This is a genomic window from Geomicrobium sp. JCM 19037, from assembly GCF_000698105.1.
In the GTDB taxonomy this organism is placed as follows: Bacteria; Bacillota; Bacilli; order Bacillales; family Marinococcaceae; genus Geomicrobium_A.
On the sequence record NZ_BAWZ01000025.1, the window covers coordinates 18,193 to 38,520 of the forward strand.

General features: G+C 43.9%; 13 protein-coding genes, 4 pseudogenes and 1 other annotated feature. Of the genes and pseudogenes, 1 reads left to right on the forward strand and 16 read right to left on the reverse strand.

The genetic code is table 11. The features are described from left to right. Window positions 1-6: 6 nt before the first annotated feature. From JCM19037_RS14210 to guaB, 11 genes and pseudogenes are all read right to left on the reverse strand, one after another. A complete protein-coding gene (locus JCM19037_RS14210) occupies window positions 7-774 on the reverse strand; it encodes an ABC transporter permease subunit (protein WP_042402257.1) in 768 nt (255 codons plus the stop codon). Between the two features lie 115 nt (window positions 775-889). Next, window positions 890-1,438, reverse strand: coding sequence for an ABC transporter permease subunit (locus JCM19037_RS14215; RefSeq protein WP_042402259.1), 549 nt, complete (start codon window positions 1,436-1,438; stop codon window positions 890-892). A 409-nt stretch (window positions 1,439-1,847) separates the two neighbouring features. Further along, window positions 1,848-2,000 carry a hypothetical protein gene (locus JCM19037_RS29420; RefSeq protein ID WP_307189815.1) on the reverse strand — a complete coding sequence of 51 codons (153 nt, stop codon included), beginning with the start codon at window positions 1,998-2,000 and terminating at the stop codon, window positions 1,848-1,850. Further along, entirely contained in the window at window positions 1,994-2,779 is a 786-nt protein-coding gene (locus JCM19037_RS14220) for an ABC transporter permease (RefSeq protein WP_307189816.1), read from the reverse strand. Before JCM19037_RS14220 ends, JCM19037_RS29420 begins: the two co-directional genes overlap by 7 nt. Window positions 2,780-2,790: 11 nt before the next feature. Next, the gene (locus JCM19037_RS14225; protein ID WP_042402262.1) at window positions 2,791-3,756 is read right to left on the reverse strand and encodes an ABC transporter permease; all 966 of its coding nucleotides are present in this window, start codon (window positions 3,754-3,756) and stop codon (window positions 2,791-2,793) included. Between the two features lie 87 nt (window positions 3,757-3,843). Beyond that, the gene (locus tag JCM19037_RS14230) at window positions 3,844-5,676 is read right to left on the reverse strand and encodes an ABC transporter substrate-binding protein (protein ID WP_042402265.1); all 1,833 of its coding nucleotides are present in this window, start codon (window positions 5,674-5,676) and stop codon (window positions 3,844-3,846) included. 91 nt (window positions 5,677-5,767) lie between these two features. Continuing rightward, entirely contained in the window at window positions 5,768-6,769 is a 1,002-nt protein-coding gene (locus JCM19037_RS14235; protein ID WP_042402319.1) for an ABC transporter ATP-binding protein, read from the reverse strand. Beyond that, window positions 6,744-7,763: an ABC transporter ATP-binding protein gene (locus tag JCM19037_RS14240; protein WP_042402268.1), complete on the reverse strand. Its 1,020-nt coding sequence runs from the start codon at window positions 7,761-7,763 to the stop codon at window positions 6,744-6,746. Before JCM19037_RS14240 ends, JCM19037_RS14235 begins: the two co-directional genes overlap by 26 nt. A 191-nt stretch (window positions 7,764-7,954) precedes the next feature. Beyond that, window positions 7,955-9,226 carry a serine--tRNA ligase gene (gene serS, locus JCM19037_RS14245; RefSeq protein ID WP_042402271.1) on the reverse strand — a complete coding sequence of 424 codons (1,272 nt, stop codon included), beginning with the start codon at window positions 9,224-9,226 and terminating at the stop codon, window positions 7,955-7,957. Between the two features lie 48 nt (window positions 9,227-9,274). After that, window positions 9,275-9,503: a binding site (T-box leader), on the reverse strand. Window positions 9,504-9,549: 46 nt separating this feature from the next. After that, complete coding sequence (locus tag JCM19037_RS14250; RefSeq protein WP_238544735.1) at window positions 9,550-10,899, reverse strand: D-alanyl-D-alanine carboxypeptidase family protein; 1,350 nt, start codon at window positions 10,897-10,899, stop codon at window positions 9,550-9,552. A 125-nt stretch (window positions 10,900-11,024) separates the two neighbouring features. Further along, window positions 11,025-12,481 (reverse strand): annotated as a pseudogene (gene guaB / locus JCM19037_RS14255) (IMP dehydrogenase). A gap of 161 nt (window positions 12,482-12,642) precedes the next feature. Here guaB and JCM19037_RS14260 point away from each other — a divergent pair. Continuing rightward, a complete protein-coding gene (locus JCM19037_RS14260) occupies window positions 12,643-13,368 on the forward strand; it encodes a YaaC family protein (RefSeq protein WP_193744767.1) in 726 nt (241 codons plus the stop codon). Between the two features lie 952 nt (window positions 13,369-14,320). On the opposite strand, the gene JCM19037_RS30160 is transcribed toward JCM19037_RS14260, so the two are convergent. The 5 genes and pseudogenes from JCM19037_RS30160 to recF all read right to left on the reverse strand — a co-directional run bounded on the left by JCM19037_RS30160 (window position 14,321) and on the right by recF (window position 20,325). Then, window positions 14,321-15,226, reverse strand: coding sequence for a DNA gyrase C-terminal beta-propeller domain-containing protein (locus tag JCM19037_RS30160; RefSeq protein ID WP_373900978.1), 906 nt, complete (start codon window positions 15,224-15,226; stop codon window positions 14,321-14,323). Window positions 15,227-15,238: 12 nt separating this feature from the next. Next, window positions 15,239-16,827 (reverse strand): annotated as a pseudogene (gene gyrA / locus JCM19037_RS30165) (DNA gyrase subunit A); the annotation flags it as partial. A gap of 40 nt (window positions 16,828-16,867) precedes the next feature. Then, window positions 16,868-18,780: pseudogene (gyrB, locus tag JCM19037_RS14270) on the reverse strand (DNA topoisomerase (ATP-hydrolyzing) subunit B). 115 nt (window positions 18,781-18,895) lie between these two features. Further along, window positions 18,896-19,165: an extracellular matrix regulator RemB gene (gene remB, locus JCM19037_RS14275; protein WP_042402273.1), complete on the reverse strand. Its 270-nt coding sequence runs from the start codon at window positions 19,163-19,165 to the stop codon at window positions 18,896-18,898. Window positions 19,166-19,208: 43 nt separating this feature from the next. Beyond that, a pseudogene (recF, locus tag JCM19037_RS14280) lies at window positions 19,209-20,325 on the reverse strand (DNA replication/repair protein RecF). Between the last annotated feature and the right edge of the window lie 3 nt (window positions 20,326-20,328).

The following is a 20,328-nucleotide window of genomic DNA, read 5'->3' on the forward strand; positions in this document are numbered from 1 at the left end:
TCGTAATCAACTCGTCGTTTGCTGCATGTTTTTTAGAGCATTACCGATTGAGAAAAAGATTAATGAAGTGACAGCAATGGCTAACGATGGCCAAAAAATGACCCACATTTCATTAGGAATATGTGTACGAGCGTTTGAAAGCAGTGTTGGCCACGTTTCAAATGCATTGATTGCGATTGGCTCACCTAAGTCATTAACAGCGAACGTCATCGATATGAACATCGCGAAAAACCCAAGCTGCCCGAGCAACATCATCATTTTACTAATATCTAAGCAGAACAACACGATTAGTGAACTTCGAATATGACGCCAATAATATTTTCTCCAAACAGTCCAACGACTGCTGCCAATCATCGTAGGCGTCTCCATAAAGGATTTCTGACGAACTTGATGAAAACTCTCTTGAACTGTAACTGCTGTCCTGCCAAGTTCAAATAGTACAATTCCAATAAACACAAAAAGCATTCGGTATTCAGAGGAAATGACAAACGGAATGGTCATAAAAAAAATCATTCCAATGAGTAACGGCATAAACGAGAACAATTGATTTAGAAGATGGATTCCTTGATGAAAGATGCCCTTTTGTTTCCTTCCGAAGTAAGCGAGCGGTACGGCAAGAATAAACCGAACAGCGACAATCATCAACACGAGTAATAACGTCCCTTGACCCGCACTCATCAGTTGTCCGAATAAATCATTACCCGCAGCGTCCGACCCGAGTACAAAATCTTCGCCTGGAGGGAACGGAGCCGTTCTAATCGAGCCATCATTCATTATCATCACCCCATCTTCGTGTTCTGGCGATGAATAGATGAAGGGACCGACAAATAAAAAGGCAACGAGCATAAGAAGGCAGACACTGAAATGATCAGTGAGGCAGGAAGGTTCTTCACGATAATCTCCTCCTCCTCGTCACGATTTCCGTCATAACTCGACTACCGATGTTGACAAGAAAACCTAAAGAAATAAAGAATGTCAAATAGACGACAATTACAGGTTCTTCAATGTACATTTGGTTAGGTAAACTTTCTAAGCTCGTCTCTTGAAATCCCATTGCCTGATAGGTCCTATACATTGCCCCTCGGAATGACGTGAGAAATTCTACCATTAATAAGTTAGAAAGTAAGTACATAAACATAACCGGAATCTGTTGAACAATCGACGGTAGGGCATTTGCTAACTGATGTTTGATTAACAATACGCTTTTTTTAACTCCTCGTCCTTTGGCTGCTATTAAATAGAAGGAACCTTCTTCGCTTTCAAGTGTTGAAGCGACAATGTTCGCAAAATACATAGAAGGAAATAGTGACAACAAAACCGCAGCAAACAAGAACGCAGACAGATCCTCATTTCCATACAATGAAAATTGCGGGAACCCTTGTCGAAATAGCCATAAGACGACCATTTGCACGACAATAATGATGAAGAAATTAGGCAATGCTGCATGCCTTGTCCAATTTTTCGACTTGAACGAGCAAAGATTCCTTTATACCGTGTGTCAAAATACGCTTTTGCTGTGCCTATGAAAATAGCGATAATCGAAGCAATTCCTATGAGTTGCAAGCTACGGCTCGCATACAGTTGTAAATCCACGAGTACATTCGTTCCGTATCGATTCTCTCCTAACGATCCCGACCCAATCATGGCGACATATTCAGAGAGCCTCTCCCCGTAGAGTTGCATATTCATCGTCGCGATTCCATACGTTTCGTACTCTTCGGAAACAAACACGAGGTCTCGTGGCAGAAAGGCAATAAGCACAACTACCACGACCATACATACCCACAGAAAGAGTTGTTGCAGAAGAAATATTCTCATGCACGTCGTTCCTTCCTTGAAGCGGGCATTTATTTTCTGCTGCTTTTCGGATCAAAAGCATCTCGTAAACCGTCGCCAATAAAGTTAATTGATAATACCGTAATAACGATCATGATGCCTGGTGGCATCCACGCCCACGGCATGCCCGTAAGGATATTTAAACTTCTCGCTTCGTTCAGCATCGCTCCCCAAGAAGCGTCGGAGCAGGGATCCCAAAACCGATAAAACTTAGTGCAGACTCTAAGATAATCATCTGCGCCATAATGATTGTTGCATTTACAATGATCGGACCGATCGCATTTGGAATCATATGTTTCACGATAATGCGTAGATCAGTCGCGCCGGCCGCCCTTGCACTATATATAAACTCTCTTTCACGTAACGTGAGATATGTTCCCCTCAGAATCCTCGTAATGTTTGGCCAGACGATGAGTCCGAGGGTGATGACCAGAATCGCAACATTCACATTTTGTAAGATTGTAACGACGGTCAGAACGAGCAATAGAAACGGAAAGATTAAAAACAAATCAGTAATTCTCATAATAATGCTATCTATCCAACCACCGAAATACCCAGAAATACTACCGAGAACAACACCTATCACAGATACGATGAGCATGATAAACACGCCGACTTGTAAGGAAATTTGTCCTCCATACACAAGGCGAGCAAAATTGTCTTGACCTGAGCTGTTCGTCCCGAGCCAATGATCGGAGCTCGGTTCTGCATACGTATTTAATGGGTTTGTTTGTGCTGGATCATGTTCGACAAACAAAGGGGCTGAGAAAGAAAAAATGACGACAAGTAAAAACATAAATACACCGGCTACTGCCAATTTATTTGCGAAAAATCGTTTCACGATTAATTTTGTCGGACTATAGCTTTTCTTTTGTTCTTTCGCTTCTGGCATTGGTGGCTCGGTGTTTACTTGCTTTGTGCTACCTGGACTTGGTCCGCTCATCAACTACCACCTCAATCATAACGAATTCTCGGATCAACAACTGCATACATAATATCGGCTAACAGATTCCCAACAAGTATTGTGACACCAATGAGTAAGTTAATGCCCATAATTAACGGAAAATCACGATTTTGAATGCCTGTTAGGAACAGTTGACCAATGCCTGGAAAATTAAAGACCGCTTCGGTAACAACGGCTCCGCTTACGAGTGTTCCAAATTCAAAACCGAGAAGAGTTATAATTGGAATCGTTGCGTTTCGAAGCGTATGCTTGTACACAACAGTCCCATTTGTCATTCCTTTTGCACGTGCAGTCCGGACGAAATCACTGCTCAACACATCAAGCATCTCAGATCGAATGTAGCGCATGTAGATGGCAACACTTGCAAGTCCAAGTGTGAGACCGGGCAAGATAAGGTGATGCAATCGATCCAAAAACTCTGCCAGACCACTGATGGATGCACTGCTCTGTGTCCCTTGCGCTGGAAACCAGCCAAGTTGAAAAGAGAAAAAGTAAACGGCTAATAAAGCGAAGAAAAAGTTTGGAACAGCAAGTCCAAAAAAACCAAATGTTGTTACAAAGTAATCTGCTGCAGTGTATTGCTTTCGAGCCGCATATATCCCGAGCGGCAGTCCGATGACTAGCGTAATAAATAGAGAGAAAACCGCGAGATATACTGTATTCGGGAGACGAGACCAAATTAAATCTTGGACGGTTCGTCCACTAAAGTACAGTGAATCCCCTAAGTTCCCTGTCGCTACTTCACTCAACCAATTTATGTATTGCACAGGCGGTGGGTCATTTAATCCGAGTGCTTCTCTTCGTTCTTCCAGCGCTGCTGGATCAATTGTAGGGTCAAGTTGTTGACCTGTTAATGGGTCTCCTGGTGCTAATGTAGCAAGAGTAAATACTACAATCGTTACGATGAAGAGCATCGGAATAAAGATGAGTAAGCGCCGCAAAATATACTTTGCCATAGTACATTGGACCTCCTTATAAGCCAATGATGAGAAAAGGCGTGTGGTGGCTTTGCACACCACACGCCTTTTGCTGGTGTTTCTCGTCTATTCTTGGACGTACCACAGATGTGGATCTTTTAGCATCGTTACTGGATCTTCTGTAATTCCTCCAACACGATCTGTTGCAGCCCAGTTATTAATCATTGACCATAAGAATGCGTAAGGCACTTGCTCGGACACATATTCTGCCCACTCGCTATATACTTCCTCCCGGTACTCTTGCTCAAAAGCATCCGGTGCAGAAAGTCCACGTTGAATCATTTCATCACTCGTTTCATCTACCCAACGCGTGTAGTTGTAAGGAACGTGTGACGTGAAAATTCCTCCAGGGTCTGGGTCGCCTGATGCAAGGCCCCAACCCATCAAGTACATATCAATACTCTGGTCATCATTTTCCACAATCTCAGAGTGAGCTGGAAACTCTCTTGGTGTATCGACGTTCACATTGATACCTACTTCAGCTAGTTGTTGTTCAATAACAATTGCGGCATTTTCTCGTGGTTCATTCCCTGTTGGATAAGCCAATGTGAGTACGTACTCTTCACCATTTGGATCTTCAACAAAACCATCACCATTCGTATCTTCATAACCCGCCTCAGCTAATAGTTCCATTGCACGGTCTGTATCGTACTCAAGACCGATGTCAGCATTTTCATCGAACGCCCACGATGCTTCTGGGAACGGAGCATGAAGCACTTGACCTGACCCTTGAAGAAGGCCACCTTCACCGTCTTCACCACCAACCATCGCTTCACGATCTAAAGCATGAACGATCGCTTGACGAACACGAACATCACTTAGCTTTTCATTCTCAATAAAATTATCCGTATCAATTACACCAGCTTCAACATCTTCCGATGGGCGATAACCGATTTTGAAGCCCATATATTGATACCCTAAGTCTTGGGGTTGATACAAAGTCACATTGTCCATCTGTTCAACAGAGGCCACATCACTTGGCACAATACCATCCGGTTGGATAACCATGTCCACATCGCCAGACTCGAGAAGACCGGTAATAACAGCTTGGTCACGAACTTGCAGTGTTACCGTATCCAAATTTGGTGCACCATTCCAATAATCTTCATTTGCATTCAACACGTACTGATCCCCTTCGACGAAGTCTCCGAGCATGAACGGTCCAGTTCCAACAACTTCACCCGTTGCAATGGAGCTTTCATGACTCTCGATTTCACCAGGTTCAACCGCGCCAAAAATGTGCTCAGGAATAATCGGGAAACTTGCATTAAATTCCGGTGTTACGCTTGACTCTTCCCATCGGAATATAACGGTTTGATCGTCTTCTGCAGTGACACCTTCGAATTCATCCGATTCGCCAGCACGAAAATCTTCATACCCTACGAGTTTATCTGCATACGTTCCACGCACACCCGTATATTCCGGATGAGAAATCATTTCGTACGTAAATACGACATCGTCAGCTGTAAATGCTTCCCCATCATGCCAAGTAATGCCTTCGTTTAGTGTGACCGTCATTTCCGTTTGATCATCATTTAGTTCATAACTTTCTGCCAAATGTGGTTGCAATAACAACTCATCATCCGTTCTAAATAATGCTTCAAAAATAAAGTCCATGACGTTTGCATCATAAGTAGACGTATAATAAATCGGGTTAAACTGATGCTCAGGAGGTGAGAAGAAGGCAATGTTTACATTTCCGCCTTCACTTGCTTCTCCAGCTGTGTCGTCGTCACCATCGTCATCACCATTTTCATCATCTGCAGGCTCTTCCCCGTTGTCATCTGCAGGTTCTTCTGGGTCTGTGCCTGTCTCATCATCGCCCCCGTTACATGCTGCTAACAGTAACACTGAGAATGTAAGTGCTAATAAGAAACTCCACCATTTTTTTAGATTCACGATATCATATCCCCCTTAGTTAATCTGCACTAGGCATAACATTCAATCCATCCATGCTTTCGGTACACCACCCCCTAAACGGATCTAAGTGTTAACTTTGTGTATACAAGTGACAAGCAACGTAATGTTCTTCTCCCATCTTTGTCATTTCCGGACGCTCCAACGTACAGCGTTCATGCGCCTCTGGACAACGTGTGTGGAATGGACAACCACTCGGCGGATTGGCTGGGCTCGGCAAATCCCCTTGCAATATTATTCGTTCGCGTTTTTCATCAATATCTGTCGTTGGCACGGCTGAGATCAACGCTTGTGTATACGGATGTAATGGATTGGCGTACAAGTCGTCTTTCGGCGCCACTTCTGCCAGTCGTCCTAAATACATCACGGCCACGCGGTCGCTAATATGCTTAACGACGCTCAAGTCATGGGCAATGAACAGATACGTAAGTTGGAAATCATTCTGCAAGTCTTCCATCAGATTCAGTACTTGTGATTGAACCGATACATCGAGTGCACTGACAGGCTCATCACCGATAATTACCTTTGGGCGTGTAGACAGTGCACGAGCAATTCCGATCCGTTGTCGTTGTCCCCCAGAAAACTCATGCGGGTATTTATATCTTGCTTCCTGTTGTAAACCGACTCTTTCTAGCAGACTAATTACATTTTCTTGCCGTTCTTTTGATGATCCCGTTTTTTGGATAAGCATCGGTTCTTCAATAATCTCCCCAACGCTCATCCTCGGATTGAGCGAAGCGTACGGATCTTGAAAGATCATCTGCATATCTTTACGGAGCGGGCGAATCTTCGATTGTCGAATGGTCGAAATATCAACGCCATTAAACGTAATCTGTCCTTCGGTCGGATCTAAGAGACGCATCATCATTCGACCTAATGTTGATTTCCCTGAGCCGGACTCCCCGACAATCCCTAAAGTTTCGCCTTCAAAAATATGTAAGGAAACGTCATCTACAGCCTTCACATGACCGACGGTTCGTTTTAACACCCCGCCTTTGATCGGAAAGTATTTCTTAAGATTCTGAACTCTAAGGATTTCTTTTTTTTCGTTAGGCTCTTTGACTGGTTGTGACATCGTCATACCGTTGTCCCCCTTGCTCGGCATACAGGATGCACCGAACCAAATGTTCATTTTCATTGTTGACGAGCTCAGGAATGTCTTTCGTACAATTTTCAGTCGCGAAGTCGCACCGTGGTGCGAATCGACATCCTTCTGGAAAACTATGTGCCGGTGGTACACTGCCACGAATCGATGTTAACCGCTCTTTATTAGAAGTTAGGCTAGGCATACTTTCCAACAACCCCACCGTATACGGGTGCTTTGGCGTTTTTAACAACTGCCTTCTCGTCGCTTGTTCAACCACTTGACCTCCGTACATAACGATAATGTCATCGGCCATTTCTGCCACAACACCAAGATCGTGGGTAATGAGTAAAATTGATGAATCGAATTCTTTTTGAACTTTTTTCATTAGGTCTAATATTTGCGCTTGAATGGTTACATCAAGTGCAGTCGTCGGTTCGTCTGCAATCAGCAGTTTAGGGTCACAACTCATGGCAATTGCGATCATTACCCGTTGCCTCATCCCCCCGGATAACTGATGTGGAAACTCTTTCATCGTATCTTCAGCTCTTGGGAACCCGACGAGCTTGAGTAACTCAACCCCTTTTTGAAACGCTTGACTCTTTGACAATCCTCGGTGTTTCATTAACGGTTCTTTGATTTGTGTTCCAACAGTGAACACGGGGTTCAAACTGGTCATCGGCTCTTGAAAAACCATGCCAATTTCATTGCCGCGTACTTTCTCCATTTGCTTATCACTTAATTGGAGCAAGTCTTTGCCTGAGAGTTTTACAGCCCCATCAACAATCTTTCCAGTAGGACCTGGCACAAGTTGCATGATGGATAACGACGTCATACTCTTCCCACTACCTGACTCCCCAACGATCGCGAGTGTTTTTCCTTTCTTAATCGAGAAGTCTATACCGTCTACCGCTTTAGCAACATTCCCACCCATGTAAAAATAAGTCTTTAACTGATTCACTTCTAATAGCACATCATCAGCCATGATTTCACCTCTATCTGACAATACTGAAAATTCGACTTAAACGTTCGGAAGAACAATTCTCCTTTTTCTGAATTTGAATGAGTTTATTATAATCATGTCTATAGGACATTGCAACAAAAAATTCCAAACTTTTTGTTTTGGATTAGATATAAAGTAGCACCACTATAGAATGAGTGTGGTGCTACTTTTATTTACAATACTTTTTTTCCACCCATGTACGGAACGAGTACATCTGGAACACGGACAGTTCCATCCGCTTGTTGATAGTTCTCAATAATTGCAGCGATCGTACGTCCTACTGCAAGCCCTGAGCCATTTAATGTGTGCACAAATTCTGCTTGAGATTTAGCATCTCTTTTGAATTTAATGTTCGCACGGCGAGCTTGATAGTCTTCACAGTTACTACATGAAGATATTTCTTTATACGTGTTATAGCTCGGCAACCAAACTTCTAGATCATACGTTTTTGCCGCTGTAAAACCAATATCACCTGTGCATAGGTCAAGGATGCGATAAGGCAGTTCTAAATCTTGTAAAATACGTTCTGCATGTCCTGTGAGATTCGTAAGCGCCTCATAAGAATGTTCCGGCTTCGTATACATAATGAGTTCGACTTTACTAAATTGATGCTGACGAATAATGCCCCGTGTATCTCTCCCTGCAGAACCTGCTTCAGCTCTAAAACATGCGCTGTACGCGACATATTTGAGGTCGAGGTCATCGCCGTTTAACATTTCGTTTCGATGTAAGTTCACCACCGGCACTTCTGCAGTTGGAATCAAATAGTAAGGCTCTCCTTCAATACGAAATGCGTCTTCTTCGAATTTCGGCAATTGACCAGAACCGACCATACTATCTTCATGAACAATTTGTGGAGGAATCGTTTCTGTATACCCATGCTCGTCGGCATGCGTATCCATCATCCATTGCATTAGCGCGCGCTCAAGGCGTGCACCGTTGCGTTTGTAAAAGGCAAAGCGACTGCCCGTCGTTTTCGCCGCTCGTTCAAAGTCAATAATATCTAGTTGTGTAGCGAGGTCCCAATGTGCTTTTGGTTCAAATTCGAAACTCGTCGGTGTTCCCCACGTTTTTATTTCGATGTTTTCTTCTTCGCTCTCACCGAAAGGTACAGTCTTGTGTACGAGATTCGGAATGTTAAGCAGAAGTGTTTGCAGCTTCGACTCTATCGCGCGTAATTGTTCATCATAATCCTTCATCGCCTGTGAAACATCTTTTGTAGCTTGAATGAGATCATCGGCGTTCTCTTTTGCGCGTTTTCTTTCAGCTACTTGTTTACTAATTTCGTTACGCTTTTGCTTTTGCTCTTCTGTTTTAACGATCAATGCTCTTCGTTCTTCGTCATAACGAATGGCTTCATCAATTTCTCTTGGGTCCACCCCTTGTGACTGGACATTCGCTTTCACTTCTTCAGTATTTTGCCGAATGTACTTCATATCTAACATGATGTTTCCCTCCTAAAATAAATAAAAAAAACGCCCCTGTATAATATATACAGGGACGATTGATCACCGCGATGCCACCCTCATTATCAGCGCTAATGTTACGTTTAGCTACTGATCCGCTCAACTCCATTAACGCTGGACAACGGAGAAAATTACGCCTTAATGGTTTCCATTTCTCACTCAAGACTGGATTCACTTCAATCAACTTACCGGCTTTCACCAACCGCCGACTCTCTGAAAAATCGTTGAAGTTACTATTGTCTCTCAATGCTTTAGCTTATAGTATCACACAATATGATAAAGAGTATACCACGAAATCAAAATTAAGAGAACCAGCCACCAATTGTCTCCGTCGTTCGATTCCAAAGTCCAGAGAAGAAGTCACCGATTCCTCTCATAGAGAGAACAAACCAATTTGAACGATCCACATCTTCTTGAATAACAACAGGTACAGTTTGCCGCTGTTCATGGGCATTTGTAAGAAATTCGTAGTCACCTTCACCTTGGTACTCGACCATGGCATAACCGACCGTTTGCCCGGCTTCAATCGGTGCATCAATCGTGCCATCTTCATTTAGCGCATCCGGATCAAGCGTAAAAGAAACTTCATATAGTTCTTCTTCACCTTCTTGAATCGGGAGCACAAGCTGTTCACCCGCTGCAATTGCCACCTCTTGCTCCTGACCATTCGGCACTTCAAGCATCATATGTTCAGAATCTTGATCACCTTCGGCAATCATTTCCGTCTCAACAAACTCTTCAAAGCCATAATCGTAAAGCGTTGCTGTTTGGTTAAAACGTTCTTCATGACTTTCCGTTCTCATGACAACCGATAACAAACGCGTGCCATCTTGCTCAACGGTTCCTGTAAACGCACTTCCAGCCCGAGAAGTCGAGCCTGTCTTCAGACCGTCAACACCGTCATACTCTTGCCCGAGACCTGGTAACATCCGATTCCAATTGAGCATCGTGATTTCATCGTTTGTTCCTTCACGAAATTGCATTTGCGGAATGCTTGCTGTATCTAAAATCTCAGGGTATTCGGTAATAAGACGGTACGCTAATGTCGCAGTATCCCGAGCTGACATTTCATTTTCTGCATTTTCATCCGTGCCTTCAGGATGGAAACCTTGCATGCTGGCATTGTTCAACCCTGTAGAGTTTACAAATACGGTATCATCCAACCCTAATTCACTTGCCGTTTCATTCATTAAGTCAACGAAGGCCGCTTCACTGCCAGATACCGCTTCTGCAAGAGCAATTGTTGATCCGTTTGCTGAATAAATCGCCATCGATTCATACAGTTCTTCAATTGTATATGTTGTATCAGTACGCAAAAACACATTAGAAAGTACCGTATCTTGCGATAATAACGCAATTTCATCTGTAACAGATACTTCATCATCCCAAGAGAGTTCCCCTGCATCAATTGCACGGTTCACCAAGTATTCGGTCATCATTTTTGACATACTTGCTACCGGTAACTGTGTATCAATCTCATCACCATGAAGAATGACCCCGCTATTCATATCAACGAGAATCGAAGCGTCTGCTTGCAATTCAGGACTTTGAGCTTCCGCTGATATTGGTGTTGCTATCGTTGTGAGTAAAGCTGTAGCAGCAATCAAGCTTATGTATGTATGTTTCGGTTTCGTTATAAGTTTCTTCATCATTAATTAGCACCTCCGAGGTGTAGTTCACTGAACTTGTCCAGACGTAATTTTACCATATTTGCATCGGAAAGAATAGGCGAGCTTGGACAAAAAAAAGTCCCGGGATATTTCCCGGGAAATGATCGTTAAAGGCTATAATTTGGCGCTTCTTTCGTAATCTGAACGTCGTGAGGATGACTTTCTTTCAACGATGCATTCGTAATCTTCACAAATTGTCCATGTTCTCGTAACAGTTCAAGGCTTTCTGTACCACAATAACCCATTCCTGCTCTCATACCGCCTGTCATTTGATAAAGTGTATCTGCCAATGGTCCTTTATATGCAATTCGACCTTCAATGCCTTCAGGTACAAACTTTTTATTTTCTTCTTGGAAATACCGATCATTACTTCCTTTTTCCATCGCTCCAAGAGAACCCATTCCTCGGTAAACTTTAAACTGACGTCCTTGATAAATCTCCGTCTCTCCAGGACTTTCAGTCGTTCCGGCAAGCATGCTACCGAGCATAACTGCATTTGCACCCGCTGCCAAAGCCTTCACAATATCTCCAGAGTATTTAATTCCTCCGTCAGCAATGATCGGCACATCATGTTTCACCGCTTCTTGTGCACAATCATAAACCGCTGTAATTTGTGGTACACCGACACCTGCAACAACGCGCGTTGTGCAAATCGACCTGGGCCAATACCGACTTTTACAACGTCTGCACCAGCTTTAATTAAATCTCTTGTCCCTTCAGCTGTAGCGACGTTCCCGACAATGAGTGTAATGTCCGGATACTGACTGCGTATTTCTGCCACTTGATCGAGTACACCTTTGGAATGACCGTGAGCAGTATCAATAACAAGTGCATCAACATCTGCATCAGCCAGCGCTTTCACGCGGACTGCAGTATCTTTAGACACACCAACCGCTGCGGCAACAAGAAGACGACCTTGGCTGTCTTTCGCTGAATGAGGAAATTCAATTGCTTTTTCTATATCTTTAATCGTAATTAACCCTTTTAATGTCATATCATCGTCGACGAGGGGCAATTTTTCGATCTTATACTTCTGTAAAATCTTCTCCGCTTCATTCAAGGTAGTCCCAACAGATGCGGTCACGAGATTATCTTGGGTCATCACTTCATCAATCGTAATCGCGTAGTCTTCAATAAAACGCAAGTCCCGATTCGTAATGATGCCGACAAGTTTTTGGTGTTCATCAACGATCGGAACACCTGAAATGCGATATTTCCCCATGAGATGCTCCGCATCAAACACTTGCCGATCTCTTGTGAGGTAAAAAGGATCGGTGATAACACCGCTCTCTGAGCGTTTCACACGATCGACCATTTCCGCTTGTTCTTCCACTGACATGTTCTTGTGAATCACACCAAGTCCACCTTCACGTGCCATGGCAATCGCCATTCCAGCCTCAGTGACCGTATCCATGCCAGCACTTAAGATCGGAATATTTAGCGGTAGCTTCTTTGTCAACTGCGTCGATATATTAACATTTCTAGGATGAATTTCTGACCTTGCCGGAACGAGCAGTACATCGTCAAACGTTAATCCTTCTTTTGCAAACTTATCCTCTCTCATTGAAGCTCCACCCTTTCTTCGATCACACGTGTATTTTGTACAAAAACGGGGACAGTAATTCTTAACAGCAATAGTATTTTTCCTATTTTATCACGTTTTCCAACGTTTTTATTGCTAGGAAGAGAAGTTCTAACTTTCAAACAATGATTGGGGTGCTCACATTGGAACCACTTGATACTTTGCAAGCGTTTACGACGACCGACCATTTGCAACCCGCATTGCAAAGCCTTTACGAGCGCGTTGGTTTTAGCGATCCACTCCCCAAAAAATATGCGTATGCCAATACATTACCGTTTTTGCATCGGTATCTACAAGCGCGACGACTTTTAGCGTCGACCGGTCAGAATGACATCCATATTCAGCCTCTGCTCCTATACTATAGCTTTACCGAATTTATGAAAGCTATTGTCTTATTTCATGATCCTGAATATCCGTCCACGACTTCTGTGCTTCAACACGGTGTGAGTACGAGAAAGCGTAAGAAAAAAGATTATCGGTTTATTGATGATGAAGTGAAAATTCAACAAAATGGATTACTTCCACTTCTTAACCGCAAAATGTTTCACGTGAAAATGAATGATGGCGAACGATTTACGATGGGGAAACTATTCAGAGAGCTCGATGAGTTGAAAGCCATTCTTCAGCACGATCGTCGTCTGTCAAACCAACATAAAGATGCTCGAAACCTTCCTCCTTTGTTCGTACATTATCTAATCCTCTATAATTTGAGCATGATATGTCGTTATGAAACCGAATGGTGGGGAGAACTCATTTCATCACGCTCGTCTATTGATCTGCCGCTAATTGAACACTACTTGCGCATCGCCCCACTTCACATTTGTGAGGAGATTGCAATCGAAATGCGCAAACACCTCATAAGAGATTGATCGATATATGTTGAATTATAAACGTTCCCTTCCGCATGGAGCTGAGTGAGCAATACTATATGGAATGAACGAAACCTTATCCTGCTCAGCACCGTTAGTTGTTGCTTTCCACTGCTGGCGTATGGTTGTAGTCCGGACTACAAGTGCAACATCGGTGGTCAAAGTACGCCCACCGTGTTTTCTATGTACTCCAGAGCATAAGGGCGACATCGGTGGCGAAACCTCTGCCACCGTGTTTTCTTTACAGTCCAGACTATAAGGGCAACATCGGTGGTCAAAATACGCCACCGTGTTTTCTTTACACTCCAGAGCATAAGGGCGACACGGTTCACGTTTCTGCTACTGGTTATGATGTTAAAACAAGTCCAAATGCCCCATATATTCATTTAAGTGACAATCGGGAAAGAAAAATCATGATTTTAAACGTGAATGCGCACATAAATGGTGTCAACTGTCACAAATATTGCGATTTGTGACAGTTGCGTGCCGAAAGTACCCGGTTTGAGGCTGAATTGTCACATAAGTGACGCCCATCACATGCTTGTGTCAGGTGGTGACCATATTTTTTCAAGAACCAATGGGAAGCTTGGTAAAGTGTAAACTGTGCTCGAGTTGCGACCGAACTGTTCTCAAGTTGGGGGAAATCGCAGAAAAAGCGATATATTCACCTAAACTAGGGAACAGAATGAGCAAACTCGGGAACAGATCACCGGGTCAGTTGTACATCCCTGCCCCGAAGTACTCACAAGCTGTCGGCCCGAACCGCGTCCGATTTGGCTTCGGTCCGGCTCGGGCCGACAGGGTACTCGCATTTGGGCATTGAATCTGCGCTCCAGTTGGAACAAACTGCGTGCAAAATGGAAGTCAGCACCGCGCTACCCCTCCAACCCACTAGCGCAAACAATAAACAAAAAACGGACGCTCTCCAATAATAAGAGCGTCCGTTTTTAATCTATTCTTCTTCTGTTGGATCTTCTTCTGCATTTTCTACTTCTTCAGTCGGTGCTTCTTCCTCTTCGCCATCGATGTCTTCGTCTTCATCGACTTCAATTGGAGCGACAGTAGAAACTTCTTCGTCATCACTAACACGGATCAGTGTTACTCCTTGTGCATAACGACCGAGTGTGGATATCTCATCCGACTTTATGCGAATGAGCACGCCTTTAATTGTGATCAGCATTAAATCGAAGTCATCATCAATGACTCGTAGAGACACAATGTGTCCGGTGCGGTCCGTCAACGTTGACGCTCGAAGACCTTTACCACCCCGATTTTGGATGCGGAATTCGTCTTCGTTTGTGCGTTTTCCGTAACCCTTATTGGACACAATGAGCACTTTCTGACCAGCCTTCACGATGTCCATACCGACAACTTGATCATCATGATCTAATGAGATGGCTTTCACACCACCTGCTGTCCGGCCCATTGAACGCACATCATCTTCTTGGAAACGAATCGCCATTGCTTTTTGCGTGCCAATGATCACATCACTTTGGCCATCTGTTAGACGTACACCGTGCAATTCATCATCGTCACGAAGATTGATTGCAAACAGCCCGCCTTTTCGAATGTTCGCGTATGCAGACAGTGGCGTGCGTTTGGAAATCCCTCTTTTCGTCAAGAAGAACAGGTACTTGTCATCACTGAATTCATCGATTGGAATGACCGTACTGATCTCTTCCCCTTTTTCAATTTGCAAAAGGTTGATGATCGGAATGCCTTTCGCCGTTCGCGAAAGGTCAGGAATTTCATAGCCTTTGAGACGATACACTTTCCCTTTATTCGTAAAGAAGAGAATCGTGCGGTGCGAATTCGTCGTGAACAGATGCTCGACGAAGTCCCCGTCGTTCGTTCCCATTCCTTGAATACCTCGTCCACCACGACGCTGACTTTTGTACGTCGTAATTGGCAGCCGTTTAATATATCCTTCATGCGTTACTGTAATAACAACGTTCTGTTGCGGAATGAGATCCTCATCTTCAAGCACATTTTCACTCGCATGAATCGCTGTGCGTCGTTCGTCGTTAAAACGCTCTTTCACTTCAAGCAATTCTTCGCGAATAAGGTCGAGCACTTTCTCATCGTCAGCAAGAATGGCTCGTAGCTCTTGAATACGAGCGAGCAACTCATTGTACTCATTCTCAATTTTATCTCGCTCAAGACCAGTTAAACGTTGCAAGCGCATATCAAGAATGGCTTGTGCTTGTTCGTGGGACAACTCATAGTTCTCCATCAAGCCGTTGCGCGCAATGTCGGCCGTTTCAGAAGCACGAATGAGGGCAATAATCTCATCAATATGGTCAAGTGCAATTCGAAGACCTTCAAGAATATGGGCACGTGCTTCCGCTTTGTTCAAATCAAATTGCGTCCGGCGGCGGATCACTTCGACTTGATGGTCTAAGTAGTGTTCTAGTGTTTGTTTAAGGTTAAGCACTTTCGGTTGCCCATTTACAAGCGCAAGCAAGTTAACGCCAAACGTCGTTTGTAATGCCGTTAACTTGTACAAGTTATTTAGCAATACGTTCGCATTGGCGTCTTTTCGAACCTCTATGACAATTCTCATCCCTTGACGAGCAGACTCATCGCGTAAATCCGTAATGCCTTCAATCTTCTTCTCACGAACAAGTTCAGCAATTTTTTCAACAAGGCGTGCTTTGTTCACTTGATACGGAAGCTCAGTCACAATAATTTCTTCTTTGCCGTTCGCTTTTTGGTCAATATGAACGTTCGCCCTCAAAGTAATGGATCCGCGCCCGGTTTGGTACGCCTTTCGGATTCCACTGCGCCCCATAATTAAACCTGCTGTTGGGAAGTCAGGTCCTGGGATATAGTCCATCAGTTCTTGTATCGTAATCTCTTTATTATGGCTATAAGCAAGTAAGCCGTCAATGACTTCTCCAAGCTGATGAGGGGGATGTTCGTTGCCATTCCTACAGCAATTCCTGATGCACCGTTCACGAGCAAGTTCGGGAATCGCGCAGGTAAGACAACGGGTTCACGTTCAGCCCCGTCGTAATTATCTTGGTAGTCAATCGTATCTTTTTTAATGTCCCGGACGAGTTCCATCGAGATCTTCGACATTTTCGCCTCGGTATACCGCATGGCTGCAGCAGAGTCCCCATCTACTGAACCGAAGTTTCCGTGTCCATCAACAAGCATATAGCGGTAGCTGAAGTCTTGTGCCATACGAACCATCGTCTCATACACCGCTGAATCACCGTGAGGGTGGTACTTACCAATCACATCCCCGACAATTCTTGCTGACTTCTTGTATGCTTTATCTGGCGTCATGCCGAGTTCATTCATAGCGTACAAAATACGTCGATGAACGGGTTTCATCCCGTCACGAACATCTGGCAGGGCACGGCTGACAATGACACTCATTGCATAGTCAAGAAATGATGTTTGCATCTCTTGGCTAATGTTAATTTCATGAATTCTTGATTCTTGGTCTGCCATCCTCTTACCTCCAATTTCTTAGAACACTGCGAAATGTTCGTTACACGTCCAAGTTCTTCACGTATTCCGCATTTTCTTGGATAAATTCACGACGTGGTTCTACACGATCACCCATCAATGTTTCAAACACTTGATCCGCGAGCATAGCGTCTTCTAACGTCACTTGAAGAAGTGTACGTACTTCTGGGTCCATCGTTGTTTCCCATAACTGTTCTGCGTTCATCTCTCCAAGACCCTTATACCGTTGAACATCAGGCTTTGGTGTTTCTGGCCACTCATGAAGCGTATCAGCTAGTTCTTTATCAGAATGTACATACGTAATCTTTTTCCCTTGTTTGATCTGGAACAAAGGAGGTTGTGCGATATACACGTAGCCTTTTTCAATAAGCGGGCGCATGAAACGATAGAAAAACGTTAGGATGAGGGTACGAATATGCGCACCATCGACATCTGCATCAGTCATGAGCATAATTTTATGGTATCTTGCTTTTTCAATATCAAATTCATCGGCAATTCCTGTTCCTAATGCCGTAATTATCGTTCGAATCTCATTGTTGGCAAGGATCTTATCTAATCTTGCTTTCTCGACGTTTAGAATCTTCCTCGTAACGGGAGAATCGCTTGAAAATGACGATCTCGTCCCATTTTCGCGGATCCACCAGCTGAATCACCCTCAACGATATACAGTTCACTAATGGCTGCATCCCTTGAGGAGCAGTCGGCAAGCTTACCAGGCAAGGCACCGACATCGAGTGCACTTTTTCGACGCGTAAGGTCACGTGCTTTTTTCGCGGCTTCTCTCGCTCTTGAAGCTGTTATCCCTTTCTCAACAATGAGCCGGGCTGTGTCCGGGTTTTCTGCAAGAAAACGTGCGAACAATGTGCTGAACTGTTGATCAGTAATTGTTCTTGCTTCACTATTTCCAAGTTTCGTCTTCGTCTGACCTTCGAATTGTGGATCGGGGATTTTGACAGAAATAATTGCTGTTAAACCTTCCCGAACGTCCTCACCAACAAGGTTCGGATCATTTTCTTTAAACAGTTGGTTCTGTCTTGCATAATTGTTAATCACACGGGTGAGTGCCGTTTTAAACCCTGACTCGTGCGTTCCACCTTCGTGTGTATTGATGTTATTGGCAAACGAGTAAATACTGCTCGTAAAACTGTCGTTGTATTGAACGGCGATTTCGACACTCATGCCGTCTTGCTCGCTTTCAATGAAGATCGGCGGATCATGTAGAGGCTCTTTGGAACGATTTATATACTCTACAAATGAGCGAATTCCGCCTTCATAGTAATACTTCTTCTGAGATGGTTCTTCATCACGCTCATCGGTAAAAATGATGCTTAATCCTTTGTTCAGAAACGCCAGTTCTCGAATCCGTGTTTGCAGTATTTCTGCTTCATAAACGGTTGACTCTGTGAAAATCGACGGGTCCGGCTTGAAATGAACACGCGTACCTGTCAGTTCCGTTTCTCCAATCACAGAAATGTCCCCTTGTGGTTGGCCTTTCCGATAATCTTGATAGTGAATTTGCCCGTTTCTGTACACATGAACTTCAAGATGTTCTGATAACGCGTTTACAACAGACGCGCCTACACCGTGAAGGCCACCAGACACTTTGTACCCTCCGGCACCAAATTTTCCGCCCGCATGCAAGACCGTCATAATAACTTCTAAAGCTGGTCGGCCGGTTTTTTCTTGCGTATCTACAGGAATTCCACGGCCATTATCGGTCACAGTAATGCTGTTATCTTTCTCTAGCACAATATTAATCTCATCCGCATATCCAGCCATGGCTTCGTCGATGCTATTATCAACGATTTCCCATACGAGATGATGCAAACCTCTTGGACCTGTAGAACCTATATACATTCCCGGTCGTTTACGAACTGGATCAAGCCCTTCGAGAACTTGAATTTGACTAGCATCATAAGAGTGTTCAATCGACAATCTATTCACCTTCGCTTCTGTCAGGTATTCAGGGGGCAAGTCTATAGAGACATGCCCTGTCATTTTGTTGCTATTGGCACATGACGGTAACGATCACACCACTCAAAAAAGAAAATTAGACGGGATCATCTTCCTCATGCAAGGAATCGTGTCCTTGCACTGCCCGTCGCTTCAATGTCACCGACGATATGGGTGAGTAGAAGACTTTTGTATCTGTGATGACAACCGACTTTGTCCCCTCTTCACTAATGTGTACGACATCTTCTTTTGGCACGTGAGCCAAAAAATTATCGGTATGCAAAGACGTATCTTCTTCGTCGTAATTCAAGATTGCAACAACATCTTTTGATTGAATCACCGCATAGCCACCAAGATGTAGGAACAAATCAACCACCTCACTTTTACACAATCCATATATGTTCGTTTATTTAATCAAGCAAAGAAATGCGTCCATTTTGCACGTCGTACCTCTTTGCTTGTTGCAACGTATGATGTTCAATCCCAGAAACATTCGTCGTCGTTACGAATGTTTGGACTTTGCCTTGGATCGCATTCAGGAGATGTGACTGCCGGTGGTCATCAAGCTCACTCAGCACATCGTCCAATAGCAATATCGGCGGGTCCCCAGTCGCTTCAGTAATCAGTTCTATCTCTGCTAGCTTTAAAGATAGAGCCGCGGTTCGTTGTTGGCCTTGTGAGCCATATGTGCCAACGTCCCGGTCGTTTACATAGATTAAAACATCTTCCCGATGAGGCCGACGAGGCTAAGCCTCTGCGGATCTCTTGATCTTTCTTCTGCACGTACTGATTCGTATACGCCTCTTGCAATTGTGTCAAACTCAAGTCGCCATCCACATCTGCAGATGCTTCGTACTGGAGCTGCAGTTGTTCAAGGTTTCGGCTAATTTGTTCATGAATCTCTTTTGCCCAAGATTCAAGCTGACGAATAAACGCTAATCGGCGATGAACGACTTTCGCTGCGACTGTAGCCAGTTGCTCCGTAAGCACATCCAACATGACGTGATCTGGAGATTTGGCACGCCAAAAATCTTTTAACAGTTGGTTTCTTTGTTTCAACGTTTTATGGTACTGGGATAAATCGTGAAGGTAAACATTACTAATCTGCCCAATTTCCATGTCAATAAAACGTCTCCGTTGCTTTGGTCCGCCCTTTACAAGATTCAAATCTTCAGGAGCAAACATCACCACATTTAACGCACCGATGTATTCACTAAGACGACGCTGTTCAAGATGGTTGATCTTTGCGCGTTTTCCTTGCCCGGAGAACTGAACATCAAGTGTGAGTGGTCCGACACGTTTCTCCACTGCTCCGTGGATCCGTGCGTACTCTTCCCCCCAAGCAATTAATTCACGATCTTTAGATGTTCGATGAGATTTCGCAAAACCTAGCACATATAAGGTTTCTAAAATATTCGTTTTCCCTTGTGCATTTTCACCGAGAAAAAGGATGACGGAATCATCAAAGAGAAGAGTATGTGTGTCGAGATTCCGATAGCCGCTCACTGACAATTCACGTACAAACACAGT

Excerpts from the sequence above, each read along its gene's own strand:
- JCM19037_RS14210 (WP_042402257.1), bottom strand. The coding sequence starts at position 774 with ATGAATGATGGCTCGATTAGAACGGCTCCGTTCCCTCCAGGCGAAGAT.
- JCM19037_RS29420 (WP_307189815.1), bottom strand. The coding sequence starts at position 2,000 with ATGCTGAACGAAGCGAGAAGTTTAAATATCCTTACGGGCATGCCGTGG.
- JCM19037_RS14220 (WP_307189816.1), bottom strand. The coding sequence starts at position 2,779 with ATGAGCGGACCAAGTCCAGGTAGCACAAAGCAAGTAAACACCGAGCCA.
- JCM19037_RS14225 (WP_042402262.1), bottom strand. The coding sequence starts at position 3,756 with ATGGCAAAGTATATTTTGCGGCGCTTACTCATCTTTATTCCGATGCTC.
- JCM19037_RS14235 (WP_042402319.1), bottom strand. The coding sequence starts at position 6,769 with ATGTCACAACCAGTCAAAGAGCCTAACGAAAAAAAAGAAATCCTTAGA.
- JCM19037_RS14240 (WP_042402268.1), bottom strand. The coding sequence starts at position 7,763 with ATGGCTGATGATGTGCTATTAGAAGTGAATCAGTTAAAGACTTATTTT.
- serS (WP_042402271.1), bottom strand. The coding sequence starts at position 9,226 with ATGTTAGATATGAAGTACATTCGGCAAAATACTGAAGAAGTGAAAGCG.
- JCM19037_RS14250 (WP_238544735.1), bottom strand. The coding sequence starts at position 10,899 with ATGATGAAGAAACTTATAACGAAACCGAAACATACATACATAAGCTTG.
- JCM19037_RS30160 (WP_373900978.1), bottom strand. The coding sequence starts at position 15,226 with ATGGGAACGAACGACGGGGACTTCGTCGAGCATCTGTTCACGACGAAT.